Origin of the sequence: Arthrobacter sp. NEB 688, assembly GCF_013201035.1 — a bacterium.
In the GTDB taxonomy this organism is placed as follows: domain Bacteria; phylum Actinomycetota; class Actinomycetes; order Actinomycetales; family Dermatophilaceae; genus Phycicoccus.
On sequence record NZ_CP053707.1, the window covers coordinates 3,622,090 to 3,637,053 of the forward strand.

Genomic DNA, 14,964 nt, shown 5'->3' on the forward strand with positions numbered 1-14,964 from the left:
GCGGGGGTCAGCTCGACGCGCCCACCCGGATGACGGAGCGCAGGGTCCGCAGCGCGACCGAGAGGGCCGCGATGTTCGGCTGCTCCAGCCGCACGATGCCCGACAGCGCGGACGTCGCCCGCTCCACGGACTCGTCATTGGCCTCGCGCCACGCCTCGTACTGCGCCGCCGGGTCGTGCGCGTCGACGCCCGCCGCCCCCGAGGTCTCGATGACCGAGCGGGTCAGCGACTCGAGCACGGCGTACAGGTCGTCGCGCAGCGCGCCACGGGCCAGGGCGTCCCAGCTGTCCTCGCGCGGCAGGCGGGTGACCTTGCCGAGCATCCCGTCGATGCCGAACCGCTCGGACACGAGGTAGTACAGCGGCGCCACGTCGGTCGGCTCGCGGCCGGTGTCGGCGGCGATGTCGGTGATGTCGAGCAGCGAGAACTGGTCGAGCAGCGACGCCGCGTGGAGCGCGAGGTCCTCGGGCACACCGGCCTTCTCGAGGCGGGCCGCGTTCTCGTCCAACCGGGCCCGCTCGGTACCGCGCAGCAGGTCGGGCACCGCGGGAGCGAGCTCCTGGACGACCCCGGCGAACCGCTCGACCTCGGCGCCGATGTCGAGCTGCGAGGGCCGCGCCGACAGGAACCAGCGCACGGTGCGGTCGAGCAGCCGACGGAACTCGAGGTAGAGCGCGGTCTGCGCCTTCGTCGGCACGACGTTGTCGAGGGCCTCGACGCGCCGCACGAACTCGGCCAGGCCGAACACCTCGCGCGCCACGACGAACGCCCGCGTCACCTGCTCCGGCGTCGCGCCGGCCTCCTCCTGCGCCCGGTAGGCGAAGGTGATGCCGCCGCGGTTGACCATCGAGTTGACCACCGAGTTGGTGACGATCTCGCGGCGCAGCGGGTGCTCGCCGAGCTGGCCCGAGAACCGCTTGCGGATCGGCGGCGGGAAGTACTCCGCCAGCGTCGCCTCGAAGTACGGGTCGTCGGGGATCGAGCTCGCGAGGATGTCCTCCTTGAGCGCGAGCTTCGCGTAGGCGACGAGCACCGAGAACTCCGGGCTCTTGAGGCCCAGGCCGGCGTTCGACCGCTTCTCGAGCTCGCTGTCGACGGGGAGGAACTCCAGCCCCCGGTCGAGCAGCCCGCGGTCCTCGAGCCAGTGCATGAAGCGCTCGTGGACGCTGACCATCCCGTGCTCCTGCGCGCGGGCGTTGCCCAGCAGGACGTTCTGCTCGTAGTTGTCGCGCAGCACGTGCTCGGCGACGTCGTCGGTCATCGACGCGAGCAGCTCGTTGCGCTGCGCGATGTCCATCCCGCCGTCGCGGACGACCTCGCCGAGGAGGATCTTGATGTTGACCTCGTGGTCGGAGGTGTCGACGCCCGCGGAGTTGTCGATCGCGTCGGTGTTGACGCGGACGCCGTGGAACGCCGCCTCGATCCGACCCAGCTGCGAGAGACCGAGGTTGCCGCCCTCGCCGACGACCTTGACCCGCAGCTCGTCGCCGTCGACGCGGATGGCGTCGTTGGCGCGGTCGCCGATCTCGAGGTGGTCCTCGGTGGAGGCCTTGACGTAGGTGCCGATGCCGCCGTTCCACAGCAGGTCGACCGGCGCGAGGAGGATCGCGTGGATGAGCTCGGCCGGCGTCATCGACGTCACGCCGTCGGCGAGCCCGAGCGCCGCGCGCATCTGCGGCGAGACCGGGACCGACTTGAGGGTGCGCGGGAAGATGCCGCCGCCCCCGGAGACGAGGGTGTGGTCGTAGTCGCCCCACGACGAGCGCGGCAGGTCGAACAGGCGCCGGCGCTCGGCGAAGGAGGTGGCCGCGTCGGGGTCCGGGTCGACGAAGACGTGGCGGTGGTCGAAGGCCGCGACGAGGCGGATGTGCTCCGAGAGGAGCATCCCGTTGCCGAAGACGTCGCCGCTCATGTCGCCGACGCCGACGACCGTGAAGTCCTCGGTCTGGGTGTCGTGGCCCATCTCGCGGAAGTGACGCTTGACCGACTCCCACGCACCGCGGGCGGTGATGCCCATCGCCTTGTGGTCGTAGCCGGCCGAGCCGCCGGACGCGAAGGCGTCGTCGAGCCAGAACCCGTACGACTGCGCGACGCCGTTGGCGATGTCGGAGAAGGTCGCGGTGCCCTTGTCGGCCGCGACGACGAGGTAGGTGTCGTCGCCGTCGTGGCGCACGACGCGCTCGGGCGGGACGGCCGCGCCGGCGACGCGGTTGTCGGTGACGTCGAGCAGGCCGGAGATGAACAGGCGGTAGGCCGCCTTGCCCTCCTCGAGCCACGCCTCGCGGTCGACCGCGGGGTCGGGCAGCTGCTTGGCGTAGAAGCCGCCCTTGGAGCCGGTCGGCACGATGACGGCGTTCTTGACCATCTGCGCCTTGACCAGGCCGAGCACCTCGGTGCGGAAGTCCTCGCGCCGGTCCGACCAGCGCAGGCCGCCGCGGGCCACCGGGCCGAAGCGCAGGTGCACGCCCTCGACCCGCGGGCTGTAGACGAAGATCTCGAACTGCGGTCGCGGAGCGGGCAGGTCGGGCACGGCGCGCGGGTCGAGCTTGACCGACACGTACGCGTGGTGGTCGGCGCCGTCGCGGCCGCGCTGGTAGAAGTTCGTGCGCAGCCCGGCGCGGATGACCCCGAGGAAGGCCCGCACGATGCGGTCGTGGTCGAGGCTCGAGACGTCGTCGAGGGCCTCGGTGATGCGCCCGACGACCTGCTCCTCGGCCTCGTCGCGCGCCATCGCGCCGACCTCGTCCGCGGTGAACGCGTCCGGGTCGAAGCGGGTCTCCCACAGCTCGACGAGGTCGCGCGCGATGCCCGGGTGGGCGACGAGCGCGTCCTCGAGGTAGTCCTGCGAGTACGTGGCGCGGGTCTGGCGCAGGTACTTCGCGACGGTGCGCAGCACGACGACCTGGCGCCAGGTCAGCTGCGCGCCCAGGACGAGCTTGTTGAAGCCGTCGGACTCGGCCCGGCCGTCCCAGACGGCGGCGACGGCCTCCTCGAAGAGGTCGCGCAGGCGGTCGTGCGAGCAGGCGTCCCACATCGCGTGGTCCGGGACGCGCAGGCCGAAGTCGTACACGTGCAGCGACGAGCCGTCGCCGCGCTCGACCTGGAAGGGCTGCTCGTCGACGACCTCGACGCCCATGTGCGTGAAGATCGGCAGGATGTCGGTGAGCGACAACGGCTCGACCCGGAAGAGCTTGAAGCGACGGATGTCGTCGGGCGCCCCGAGCGGCCGGTAGAGCGCGACGCTCGTGCCCCGGTCGGCGCCGAGCCGGTCGAGGTGGCTGATGTCGGCGATGCCCTGGACGACCGAGAACGACTCCTCGTAGGCGTTGGGGAACGCCCGGCCGAAGCGGCTCATCAGCCGGTCGCCGTCCTCCTCGCCGTACTTCGTCACGAGGGCGTCACCGAGGCGGTCGGTCCACGTGCGGCTGGTCTCGACGAGCCGCTGCTCGAGGGCGTCGCGCTCGGTGCGGTCGAGGGTGCGGATGCGCTGCCCCTTCTCGACCCGGACGACGAACTGCAGTCGGGCGAGGGCGGACTCGCTGACCCGCGCGGAGAACTCGACCTCGACCCCGCCGAAGGTGTCCTTGAGGATGTCGGCCATCCGCAGGCGCACGGCCGTGTTGTAGCGGTCGCGCGGGATGAAGACGAGGCACGAGGCGTAGCGGCCGAAGTCGTCCTCGCGGATGAACAGCTTGGTGCGGCGTCGCTCCTGCAGCTGCGTGACCGCGAGGGCGGTCTCGTAGAGGTTCTCGACGCCCGCCTGGAAGAGCTCGTCGCGCGGGTAGTTCTCGAGGACCTCGAGGAGGTCCTTGCCGGTGTGGCTGTCGGCGGCGAGGCCCGATCGGTCGATGACCGCCTGCACCTTCTCGGCGACGAGCGGCACCCGCATGACCGACTCGGTGTACGCGGTGGAGGCGTAGAGGCCGAGGAAGCGACGCTCGCCCACGACCTCGCCGCGCTCGTCGAGCGTCTTGACGCCGACGTAGTCGAGGTGGGCGACGCGGTGCACGGTCGACTTGGAGTTGGCCTTCGTGAGGACGAGCAGCTCGCGGGCGTGGGCGATGCTCGACGCCTCGGGGCTCAGGAGGTCGGGGTCGGCGCCCTGCGGCGGGTCGGCCCTCAGGAGACCGAGACCCGTGCCGGTGACCGGGGCGATGACCTCGCCACCGCTGAGCTCGTCGAGCGTGTACTCGCGGTAGCCGAGGAAGGTGAAGTGGTCGTCGGCCATCCAGCGCAGGAAGCGGACGGCGAGCGCGACCTCCTCGGGGTCGACGCCGGCGGCCTGCCCGCCCTCGAGCTCGGCGGCGAGGACGAGGCAGCGGCTGCGCATCTTCGGCCAGTCCTCGACCGACTGGCGCACGTCCTCGAGGACCTCGCGGATGGTGCGCTCGATCTCGGCGCGGCGCTCCTCGTCGCTCTCGCGGTCGATGGACAGGAGCATCCAGGACTCGGCGAGCTCGCCCACGGCGCCGCTCCGGAAGCCCTTGGTGATGTCGCGGTCGGCGACCGAGGTCAGCTCGCCCACGGCGTCGCGGACGACGACCAGCTGCGGGTGGACGATGAGGTGGATGTCGATGCCGGCCTGGACGAGCGCGCCGGTGACGGAGTCGACGAGGAAGGGCATGTCGTCGGTGACGACCTGGACGATCGTGCGGGGGTTGGACCACCCGTCGGTGTCGCTGCTCGGGTTGTAGACGCGCACGTTCGCGGTGCCCGGCGGGCGGGTGCGCGCGAGACGCAGGTGGCTGTGGGCCACGCCGGCGAAGACGTCGGGCGCACGCGAGGTGAGCTCGTCGAGGGGGGTGTGGCGGAAGTACCGCTCGAGGAAGTCGCGCCCCCAGCCGTCGGGGGCCAGCGCCTCGTACGCTGCCGCGATCGGCGCGAGGATCTCCTCGCGGGTGGTGGCCGGGGCGGTCGACATGGTGCGGTGGCACTCCTTCGTCGCGGGTGGCACCGCAGGAGCGGTGGCCACGTCCTCGTGGGTGCCACCGAGCCTATCCACCCCGGGCCTCCGTGGCCGCCCGGGGTGGCCGGGAGGGTGTCTCGTGGGCGGGACGGTTCGTGGGGCGCGGGACGAGGTCGGTCAGCCCGCGACGACGTCGAGCGTCGTCAGCGTCGGGTCGGCGGCGTAGGCGATGCGGCTGCCCGCGGCACGGGCCGTGCGCAGCGCGTCGAGGGCCTCCGCGGTCACCAGCTCGCCGGGCGCCAGCACGGGGACGCCGGGCGGGTAGGGGGCGACGAGCTCGGCGCAGACGCGCCCGACGGCGGCCTCGACCGGGACGCTCTCGCGCGGGGCGAAGAAGGCCTCCCGGGGGGTCGTCGCCGCCACCGGGTCGACCGACCAGACGCCGCTCGCGGCGAGCGCCCGGGCCGGGCCGTGGTGGCGGGCGAGGGAGTCCAGGAGCGCGTCGGCGAGGGCGCTCACGCCGGTGGGCGTGTCGGCGAGGGTCACCATCGCGCAGAGCGTGTCGCGGTCGGCCATCTCGAGCGGCATCCCGCGGCGGAGCAGGTCGGCCTCGACGGCGTTCCCGTCGACACCGGTGCCGGGCAGGACGAGCGTGAGCCGGAGGGGGTCGGTGCCGGGACCGTCGAGGACGACGAGCCCCTCGACGGCGGCCAGCCGCGCCCGGGCCCCGACGACGGCGTCGAGGACGGGCCCGAGGAGGGCGGCGCCGTCGCGCTCCAGCAGCGCCCGCGCGGCGTCCACCGACGCGAGGATGCCGCCCGCCGGGCTCGTCGTGGCGGTCGCCTCGACCCCGGCGTCGAGGCGACGCGGGTCGATGCGACCGGAGCGCGCGAGGACGAGAGCGCCCTGCGAGACCGCGGGCAGCGCCTTGTGCGCGCTCGTGACGACGGCGTCGGCGCCGAGGGCGAGGGCGTGCGGCGGCAGGTCGGGGTGGAAGCCGAGGTGCGCGCCCCAGGCGGCGTCGACGACGAGCGGCACGTCGTGCGCGTGGGCGACCTCGGCGAGGCCGGCGACGTCGCCGACCGTCCCGACGTAGGAGGGGTCGCCGACGAGCACCGCGACGGCGCGGGGGTGCTCGCGCAGGGCGGCGTCGACGGTTGACGGCGCGACCCCGAGCGGCAGCCCGTGCCCGGGGCCGACCTCGGGGCGCACCCAGACGGGCACGAGGCCGGCGAGGACGAGGCCGAGGAGCATCGAGCGGTGCAGGGTGCGGGAGACGACGACCTCGTCGCCGGGGCGGCCGAGCGCCAGCGCGACGGCCTGGTTGCCGTGGGTCGAGCCGCCGGTGGAGAACCGGCAGAGGTCGACGCCCCACGCCGCGGCGGCCCGTCGCTCGGCCTCCGCGAGGACGCCGCGGGAGAGCTTCATCGTGTCGAGCCCGGCGTAGAGCGGCACGTCCCCGGCGACGACGTCGCCGACGAGGTCGTGGCGCTGCTTGTGCCCGGGGATGGTGAACGGCGTGGGCGCGTCCTCGTGGAAGCGCAGCCAGGCGTCGAGCAGCGATGCGTCCGAACGCAGCCCGCGCGGGTCAGTCGGCACGCCGGCTCCCCCACACCTCGGCGGCGGCCACGAGCGCTCGGGTGAAGCGGCGGACCTGGTCGAGGTCGAGCCACTCGTCGGCGGCGTGCAGGCCACCGCCGGCGGGGCCGCAGACGAGGGCCGGCACGCCGGCCGCCTGCCAGAGCGGCGCCTCCATCCAGTACGGCGCGTCGAGCGGTGGCGGCTGCTCGACGCCCTCGGCGGCGAGCGCGTCATCGAGGGCGTCGGCGAGCCCGGCCGCCGGGCCGGTGGCATCGAGGCGCCAGGCCTCGCGCGCCACGACGAGGGTCGCGTGGGCGTCAACGGCGGGGTCTTCGGCGCGCATCCCGTCGAGGACCTCCTCGACCTCGGCGAGCGCCGTGGCGGCGTCCTCCCCCGGGACCGTCCGCCGCTCGACGACGGCGCGGGCGGTGCGGCCGAGGACGAACGGCGACTCTCCGCCGGACGCGACCGTGACCATGAGCGAGCCGCCGGAGGTGGCGACGTGGCGCCCGCGCTCCTCGACGGCGGTGAGCAGGCGGCCGAGGTGCGCGACCGCGTTGACGCCCTGCTCCGGCTGCGAGGAGTGGGCCGCACGACCGGTCAGCCCGATCTCGACCACGGCGTACCCGCGCAGGGACGCCGTGCGCGCGAGCCACGTCGGTTCGGCGACGAGCGCGGCGGCCGGGGCGAGGCCCAGGCCCGGGAGCGCCGCGAGCACCGCCTCGGTACCGAGGCTGAGGTCCTCCTCGTCGGCGACGAGCGCGAGGACGACCCGCACCGGGGCGCCCCGACGGGCCAGCTCCTCGGCGGCGACGACGAGCGCGGCGACGCCGCCCTTCATGTCGCAGGCCCCGCGGCCGACGAGCCGGTCGCCGTCCAGCGTCGGCGTGAACGGGTCGTCCATCCCGTCGGTCCCGACCGTGTCGACGTGGCCGGTGAGGACGAGGCACGGCATCCCGTCCTGGCCCGGGCCGACGGCGAGCAGGCTCGGCCGGTCGGGGTGCCCGGGCGGGGTGACGTGGTGCGTCGCGAAGCCCGAGGCCTCGAGGCGCCGGGCGAGGAGGGCGACGACCGCGGCCTCCCCGGCGGCGCCGGGCACGAGCCCGGGGTTGACCGAGTCGGTGGCGACGAGCTCGACGGCCAGGGCTGCGGCGGCCTCGCCGATGTCGGTGGTGCGCACGCCGCGACGCTACTGGCCCGCGCAGGCCTGTGGGCAACCTCGCGGCGCGCGTGACGGATGTGGCTACGGTGGCGTCGTGCCCCTCGGCCCCGACCCCTCGCTCGCGCGGACCGCGCTCGACCGGCTCGACGCGCTGCGCGACCTGCTGCCCGCGGCCGAGGACGACCTGCTCGCCTGCCTCGTCGTGACGGGCGAGCCCCGGCCGCAGCGCGTCCTCGACGACTGGCTGGACCAGGCCGCCGACACCCTGCGGGCGCTCGGCGAGGTCGCCGACGAGGTCGCCGCCGTGCTCGCACCGCACGCCGCGCCGTCCGACGGTGGCGTCGCGACGCCGGGCACCGCCCCGCTCGCACCGGTCGTCCCGCTGCCGACGTGGCCCGACGAGGCCCGGCGGTGAGCGTGGTCCCCGGCGACCCGGGGTCGCTCTCGGCCTGCGCGGCCGCCGCGGCCGACGTCGCGCGCCGGCTCGAGGCATCCGGCACGGCCCTGGCCCCGGCGATGGAGGCGCTCGGCGACGGCTGGCCCGGCCGCGCCTCCGTGACCGCCCGCCGGCGCGGCGCCGAGCTCGCCGCGGGAGCCGTGGCCGCCGCCGAGGAGCTCGAGCGCCTGGGCCGCGAGCTGCAGGACCGGGCGACCGACCTCGCCGACCTCGTCGCCCGGGGCCGGATGGTCGAGGAGCGCGCGGCGGCCGCGGGGCTCGCCGTCCGCGACGGGCGCGTCGTGCCCGCCTGGGGGGTGCGCGGCGAGGCCGACGCCGGGGCGGTGGCCGACGGGACGGTGGCCGCCGAACGCATCGGGGCCGAGCTGACGCTCGTGCTGCACCAGCACCGGCGGCGCCGCGACCTGCTGCTCGCCGACCTGCGTGCCTCCACCGACCGCCTCGCCGCGCTCTCCCACACGCTGCGGCGCGGGTGAGAGGATCGCCGGACCCCAGGCGGGCCCGGTGCGGCCCGCCCTCCTGCGAGCGGCGAGGACGGACCGAGTGCGACTGACGAGGCGAGAGCGGCTGGACGCGACCCCCGAGGAGGTCTACGCCCTGCTCACCGACCGGGGGTTCCAGGAGGCCAAGTGCGAGGCCACGACCGGGGGCGGCGCCTGGAGCGCGGACGTCACGACGAGCGCCGTCGGGCACCGGGTCGCGACGACCCGTGAGCTGCCGGCCGACGGCCTGCCCGACGTCGCGCGCTCCTTCGTCGGCGCGACGCTCACCGTCATCGAGAGCTACGACTGGGGCGCACCGGCCGCCGACGGATCCCGCGAGGCCGTCGTCGACCTGCACGTCAAGGGCGCGCCCCTGACGCTCAAGGGGACGCTGCGCATCGAGCCGGAGGGCTCGGGGTCGGTCGAGGTGCTCGACACCGAGCTCAAGGCGAACGTCCCCTTCGTCGGCGGCAAGATCGAGAAGGCGGCGGCGGACCCCATCAACGCGGCGGTCGACGTCGAGGTCGGCCTGCTCCGGGAGCGCCTGGGCCGATGACGCCGCGCGCTACACCGCAGTCAGGGTCGTGATCACGGCCGTTACTGCGGTGTAGCGCGCCACCGGCGTCGTGGGGCACCCCGACACCCCGGAACCTCCACGAGACCCCGGCTCGGAGCCGGGGTCTCGTGGACTTCTCGGGGTCACCCCGACACGTGCGGGGGTGCGGGAGGCGGTCAGCCCATGTGCGGGTAGCGGTGGTCCGTCGGCGGGACGAAGGTCTCCTTGATCGAGCGCGTCGAGGTCCAGCGCATGAGGTTGGCCGCCGAGCCCGCCTTGTCGTTCGTGCCGGACGCGCGCCCGCCACCGAACGGCTGCTGGCCCACGACGGCGCCGGTCGGCTTGTCGTTGACGTAGAAGTTGCCGGCGGCGAAGCGCAGCCGGTGCATCGCGTCGGCGACGGCCGCACGGTCCTGGGCGATGACGGCGCCGGTCAGCGCGTAGGGCGCCGCGGACTCCATCTGGTCGAGGACCTTGTCGTACTGGCGGTCCGGGTAGACGTGGACGGCGAGGATCGGGCCGAAGTACTCGGTCGTGAACATCTCGTCGGTCGGGTCGCTGCTCTCGACGATCGTCGGCCGGACGAACCAGCCCTGCGCGTCGTCGTAGGTGCCGCCGGCCACGACGTCGAGGTGGCTCGTGGCGTGTGCCCGGTCGATCGCCGCGACGTGCTTGGCGTAGGCCCGCTCGTCGATGACGGCGCCCATGAAGTTCGACAAATCGGTGACGTCGCCCATCGGGATGCCGTCGGTCAGCTGCACGAGGTCGTCGCGCATCTTCTTCCACAGCGAGCGCGGCACGTAGGCGCGCGAGGCGGCGGAGCACTTCTGGCCCTGGAACTCGAACGCGCCGCGGATGAGGGCGGTGCGCAGGACGTCGACGTCGGCGCTCGGGTGGGCGAGGACGAAGTCCTTGCCGCCGGTCTCGCCGACGATTCGCGGGTAGTGGCGGTAGGTCGTGAGGTTCTCGCCGATGGTGCGCCACAGCGACTGGAAGGTCGCGGTCGAGCCGGTGAAGTGCAGGCCGGCGAAGTCCGGGTGCGACAGGACGACGTCCGAGACCGCGACGCCGTCACCGGTGACGAGGTTGATGACGCCCGGAGGCATCCCCGCCTCCTCGAGCAGCTCCATCGTCAGCTGGGCGGCGAGCTGCTGGGTCGGCGACGGCTTCCAGACGACGGTGTTGCCCATGAGCGCCGGGGCGGTCGGGAGGTTGCCGGCGATGGCGGTGAAGTTGAAGGGGGTGACCGCGTAGACGAAGCCCTCGAGCGAGCGGTGGTCGCTGCGGTTCCAGACGCCCGGGCTGTTGGCCGGCGGCTGCTCGGCCATGATCTGGCGGGCGAAGTGCACGTTGAAGCGCCAGAAGTCGACGAGCTCGCAGGCGGCGTCGATCTCGGCCTGGTAGGCGGTCTTGCTCTGGCCGAGCATCGTCGCCGCGTTGAGGCGGGCGCGCCACGGGCCGGCGAGCAGGTCGGCGGCCTTGAGGAGGATGGCGGCGCGGTCGTCGAAGGACAGGTCGCGCCAGCCGGGGGCCGCGGCGCGGGCGGCGTCGACGGCGGCGAGCGCGTCGGCCTTCGTGGCGCCCTTGGAGACACCGAGGACGTGGCGCCGGTTGTGCGGCTGCCGCACCTCGAACTTCTTGCCCCCGCCCATGACGCGCCGGCCACCGATGGTGTGCGGCAGCTCGTGGCGCTCGGCGGCGAGCTCGACGAGGGCCTTCTCGACGGCCGCGCGCTCGGGGCTGCCCGGCGCGTAGTCGCGGACGGGCTCGTTGGTGGGGGCGGGGACCTGGGTCACAGCGTCCATGGGGTGGGGCACCTCGTTCGGGTCACGATGTCGGGACGCCCCACTCTCGCGCCCGGGCTCGGCCCGACGCAACTCGCCCCGGGCGTCCCGCCGGCGGCGCGTCAGTCGCGGGCGAGGTGGTCCAGGACCGCGCCGAGCTCGGTCACGTCGAACCACAGCAGGTCGGCGGTCCCGCTGTCGCCGCGCGCCTCGTCGACGTGGAACGAGACGACCCGCGAGCGCGGCACGACGGCGAGCAGCTCGACGCGCGAGGGCACGTCGGCGCGGGCCGGGACGGAGACCAGGCCCTCGTCGAGGTCGGCGGAGGCGATGACGCGGCGCTCGTCGGCCTCGCGCAGCGCCTCGGCCTCGTCGGCCGCGGCCTCCCACGCGAGGTGCTCGAGCTCCTCCTCGTCGGTGACCAGGCCCGGGGTGCCGAGCGCCGGGGTCACGCCGTGCGCGGCCACGGGCGGCGTGCCGAGGTCGCGGCCGTCGGCGAGCGCCTCGAGGTCGGCCGCGGTGAGCGGCAGGTAGACGCGGGTCAGGGCCATCGGGTCCTCCTCGTGGGGTCGCTCACGCGCGCCGGCGGCCGCGCGGGCGGGGGGCGTCGAGCAGCTCCTGGAGCGAGTCGACGATGCCGCGGCCGAGGACGTCGGCGTCGGGCATCGCGTCGCGGTCGGCGTACAGGCCGTAGTAGACGCCGCCGTCGTAGGAGGTCAGCCCGATGGAGAGGGCCTGCCCGGCGCCGAGCGGCGTCACCGGGTAGGTCGCGACCATCTGCGCGCCGTCGGCGTACAGGGGCGTCTGCGGGCCGGGCACGTTGGTGATGACGACGTTGTGCAGGCGGCGCGAGACCATCCCGCCGAGCCGAGCGCCGAGGGCGTGCAACGTCGGCGGGGCGAACCCGCCGACCCCGGCGAGGGCCTCGGCCGACACCGCGCGGCGCCCGCCGCCCTCGGTCTGCTGGCGCATCGAGAAGGCGATCTGGTGCAGGCGCATCGAGGCCTTGGGCTCGCCGACGGGCAGGTCGACGAAGCACGCGGTGACCTCGGCGCCGACGTGGGCCGGGGCGTCGTCGGCCGGGCGGACCGACACCGGCACGAGGGCGCGCACGGTCGTGCCCGGGTAGACCGGCTCGCCGCGGGTCAGCAGCCACGAGCGGAAGGCCCCGGCGACCGTCGCGAGGACGACGTCGTTGACGGTCACCTCGTCGGCGAAGGCGCCGTGGCCGAGGCGGGTGCGCACCGTGCGGTAGTCGTCGAGGTCGGTGCCGACCATGACGTAGCGGCGGGCGCGGCCCACGGAGGCGTTCAGGGGCGAGTCCGGCGCCGGGCGCGCGGAGACGCGCGCCAGGGTCGAGACGACCTCGCCGGCGACCGAGGCCACCTTGCCGGCCGTCCGGGCGACGTCGTGGGCGCCGCTGCGCAGCGTGTCGACGAGCTGGCTCGGGGTGCGCACGACCTCGGCCAGCGCGCCGACGAGGAGCTCCGCCGACGTGGGCTCGGGGCGGGGGCGCCACGTCGCGAGGACGCCGTCGCCGCCGCCGGGGCGGCCGTCGACGATGACCCCGCCGATGTCGACGCCGTTGACGCCGTCGACGAGGCTGTGGTGGCTCTTGGTGATGATCGCGAAGCGGCCGTCGGCCAGGCCCTCGACGAGGTAGACCTCCCACAGCGGGCGCGAGCGGTCGAGGGGGCGCGGCAGGATGCGCGCCACGAGCTCCTCGAGCTGCTCGTCGGACCCCGGGCGGGGCAGCGCGCTGCGGCGCACGTGGTAGCTGAGGTCGAAGGAGCGGTCGTCGACCCACACGGGGTTGCCGAGCCCGGCCGGGACGGTCTTGATCCGCTGGCGGTAGCGCGGGACGTGGGCGATGCGCTCGCTGATGAGGTCGACGAGGGTCTCGTAGTCGAAGCCCTCCGCCGGCACGTCGAAGACCATGACCGAGCCGACGTGCATCGGCGTGGTCGCGTCCTCCAGGCGCAGGAAGGACGCGTCGAGCGCGCTGAGTCGGTCGGCCACGGCCCTATCGTGTCAGACCGCCGCGCGACGACGGCGGCCGTGGCGGCCGGTCGGGGACGTGTCGGCGCAGCGCGGGTCGAGCGCGGCGGCCAGCGCGGTGAGGGCCAGGGTGAGCGCGCCCCGCGGGCGCACCTCGGTCAGGGCGCGGCCGGTGAGGACGGCCTCGTCGCAGTCGTCCGGGGCCCAGGGCAGCATCCGGAGGTCCTCGAGGCCGGCGAAGCGCGAGAGGACCTCGCGGATCGTCCGCTCGGGGCGGGGCCCGGCGGCCGAGGCCCGGACCTTGTTGACGACGACGAGCGGCGCCGGGGCGGCGACGAGCGCGACCTCCTGCACCGCCCGGACGAGGCGCTGCAGCCCGACCGGGTCGGCCGCACCGACGACGACGAGGGCGTCGGCGGCCTCGAGGGCGGTGAGCGTCGCGGCGTTGCGGCGCGGGGCGGCGGTGTCGTAGCTCAGCTCCTCGTCGTCCTCCAGGGCGAAGCCGGCATCGACGACGACGTGGTCGACGATGCCGCGGGCCAGGCGCAGGACGTCCTCGACCGCGGCCGCGCGCAGCTCGGGCCAGCGGTCGGCCCGGGGCAGGCCGGTGAGGACCCGCAGGCCCGGCAGGGCCTCGGGCGCGAGGCGCGCCAGCACGGGGACGTCGAGGGTGCCCTGCTCGGAGGCCCGGGCGGCGGCCGCGACCCCCGGCGCCTCGTCGACGAGGCCGAGCACCTGGGCCACGGACGCGCCCCAGGTGTCGAGGTCGACGAGCAGCGTGCGCACCCCGTCGGCGGCGAGCGCGGCCGCCACCGTCACGGCCACCGTCGTGCGCCCCGGGGCACCGGTCGGGCCCCAGACCACCGTCACCGGCGTCGGTCGACCGGGAGCGGGCGGCTCGGGCACGGGCTCGTCGGGGGCGTCGTCGTCCGGGCGGCGCGAGGTCGTGGCGTCGGCGAGGGCGGTGAGGGCGGCGTCGACGGCGTCGGGCGGGTCGTCCGGCCGGAGCAGGGTGGCGACACCGAGCTGGCGCAGCCGCCGCTCGCCGTCCTCGTCGTCCGGGGCGACGAGCGCGGCGACCCGGACCCCGTGGCCGGCGAGGTGGCGCAGCGCGTCGCGGTCGAGCCCGCGCAGGTCGGGCGAGACGACGGCGACCCGGGCGACCCCGGCCGCGCCCGCGGAGAGCAGCTCGGCGAGGTCGGCGCAGCGACGCACGAGGGTCAGGCCGCGGGCCGCGCCGAGGACCTCGACGAAGTGCGCCTCGTGCCGGTGGGTGAGGGCGGTGAGGAGCGTCGTCACGACGCCCCGCCGGCGACGGGCACGAGCGTGATGCGGGCCCCGTCGTCGACGGCCGCGACGAGGTCGCGCACGTCGTCGCTCGGCACCATGACCTGCACCGGACGGGTCTGCTCGGCCCCGGAGAGGACCCCGTCGTCCTCGGCGACGGCGGCGACCGCGACGCGCTCGAGCACCCGCTCCGGGCCCGCGAACCGGGTGACGCCCACCCCTGCCGAACCCTCCTCCGGCCGGTTGACGTACACGTCGACGAGCGAGCCGCGGCGCAGCGCGGCGGCCGAGGTGCCCTCGACCCGCAGGGCGACCTGCTGCACCCCGACGGCGGCGGCGGACCCCACGGCGCTGCGCGGCAGGAGCTCGCCCACCCGCAGCTCGCGCAGGGCGTAGGCCTCGGCGTCGAGCGGCCGGTCGGCGGCGACGTACCCCGCGGCGCTGTCACCGAGCTGGACCTGCACCACGGTGAGGTCGGACGCCGCGAGGCGCTGCCCCGGGGTGATGGCCCGCGCCGCCGCCCACACGGGGACGCGGTCGTCGGCGCGCGCCACGACGAGGGCGCCGACGACCGTCGAGACGAGCACGAGGAGGACGCCGACGAGCAGCCGGGAGTCACGCCACGACGGCGCCCGCAGGCGCGAGGCGGAGGGCGTGGGGAGGTCGGTCATGCCGGGATCCTGCCCGAGCGAGCGCCGTCGCGCTCGCGCGTCGCCGCGACCTGTGGACGACGGCGGCCCGCGCGCCGCCC

At 75.3% G+C, this 14,964-nt stretch carries 11 protein-coding genes; 3 read left to right on the forward strand and 8 right to left on the reverse strand.

Going from position 1 to position 14,964, the window contains the following annotated elements; genetic code table 11:
* Positions 1-7 precede the first annotated feature (7 nt).
* The 3 genes from HL663_RS17060 to HL663_RS17070 all read right to left on the reverse strand — a co-directional run bounded on the left by HL663_RS17060 (position 8) and on the right by HL663_RS17070 (position 7,667).
* Complete coding sequence (locus HL663_RS17060; protein ID WP_173029467.1) at positions 8-4,921, reverse strand: NAD-glutamate dehydrogenase; 4,914 nt, start codon at positions 4,919-4,921, stop codon at positions 8-10.
* A gap of 162 nt (positions 4,922-5,083) precedes the next feature.
* A complete protein-coding gene (locus HL663_RS17065; RefSeq protein WP_173029468.1) occupies positions 5,084-6,505 on the reverse strand; it encodes an aminotransferase class I/II-fold pyridoxal phosphate-dependent enzyme in 1,422 nt (473 codons plus the stop codon).
* A complete protein-coding gene (locus HL663_RS17070) occupies positions 6,495-7,667 on the reverse strand; it encodes a M20/M25/M40 family metallo-hydrolase (RefSeq protein ID WP_173029469.1) in 1,173 nt (390 codons plus the stop codon). Before HL663_RS17070 ends, HL663_RS17065 begins: the two co-directional genes overlap by 11 nt.
* A 76-nt stretch (positions 7,668-7,743) precedes the next feature.
* On the opposite strand from HL663_RS17070, the gene HL663_RS17075 reads away from it, so the two are divergent.
* The 3 genes from HL663_RS17075 (at position 7,744) to HL663_RS17085 (ending at position 9,144) form a co-directional block, all read left to right on the forward strand.
* Positions 7,744-8,064 carry a hypothetical protein gene (locus HL663_RS17075; protein ID WP_173029470.1) on the forward strand — a complete coding sequence of 107 codons (321 nt, stop codon included), beginning with the start codon at positions 7,744-7,746 and terminating at the stop codon, positions 8,062-8,064.
* Complete coding sequence (locus HL663_RS17080) at positions 8,061-8,582, forward strand: hypothetical protein (protein ID WP_173029471.1); 522 nt, start codon at positions 8,061-8,063, stop codon at positions 8,580-8,582. The genes HL663_RS17075 and HL663_RS17080 overlap by 4 nt, the downstream gene beginning before the upstream one ends.
* Before the next feature lie 67 nt (positions 8,583-8,649).
* Positions 8,650-9,144: a DUF2505 domain-containing protein gene (locus HL663_RS17085; RefSeq protein ID WP_173029472.1), complete on the forward strand. Its 495-nt coding sequence runs from the start codon at positions 8,650-8,652 to the stop codon at positions 9,142-9,144.
* A 176-nt stretch (positions 9,145-9,320) separates the two neighbouring features.
* Here the strand turns inward: HL663_RS17085 and pruA are convergent, their stop codons facing one another.
* The 5 genes from pruA to HL663_RS17110 form a co-directional block, all read right to left on the reverse strand.
* Complete coding sequence (gene pruA / locus HL663_RS17090) at positions 9,321-10,949, reverse strand: L-glutamate gamma-semialdehyde dehydrogenase (RefSeq protein ID WP_173029473.1); 1,629 nt, start codon at positions 10,947-10,949, stop codon at positions 9,321-9,323.
* A 101-nt stretch (positions 10,950-11,050) separates the two neighbouring features.
* Positions 11,051-11,479 carry a DUF6912 family protein gene (locus HL663_RS17095; RefSeq protein WP_173029474.1) on the reverse strand — a complete coding sequence of 143 codons (429 nt, stop codon included), beginning with the start codon at positions 11,477-11,479 and terminating at the stop codon, positions 11,051-11,053.
* A gap of 22 nt (positions 11,480-11,501) precedes the next feature.
* Positions 11,502-12,947 (reverse strand): WS/DGAT/MGAT family O-acyltransferase, encoded by a 1,446-nt coding sequence (locus HL663_RS17100; protein WP_173029475.1) that lies wholly within the window; start codon positions 12,945-12,947, stop codon positions 11,502-11,504.
* A 12-nt stretch (positions 12,948-12,959) separates the two neighbouring features.
* Positions 12,960-14,225 (reverse strand): nucleotide-binding protein, encoded by a 1,266-nt coding sequence (locus HL663_RS17105; RefSeq protein ID WP_173029476.1) that lies wholly within the window; start codon positions 14,223-14,225, stop codon positions 12,960-12,962.
* The gene (locus HL663_RS17110; protein WP_173029477.1) at positions 14,222-14,884 is read right to left on the reverse strand and encodes a CpaB family protein; all 663 of its coding nucleotides are present in this window, start codon (positions 14,882-14,884) and stop codon (positions 14,222-14,224) included. The genes HL663_RS17105 and HL663_RS17110 overlap by 4 nt, the downstream gene beginning before the upstream one ends.
* Positions 14,885-14,964 lie beyond the last annotated feature (80 nt).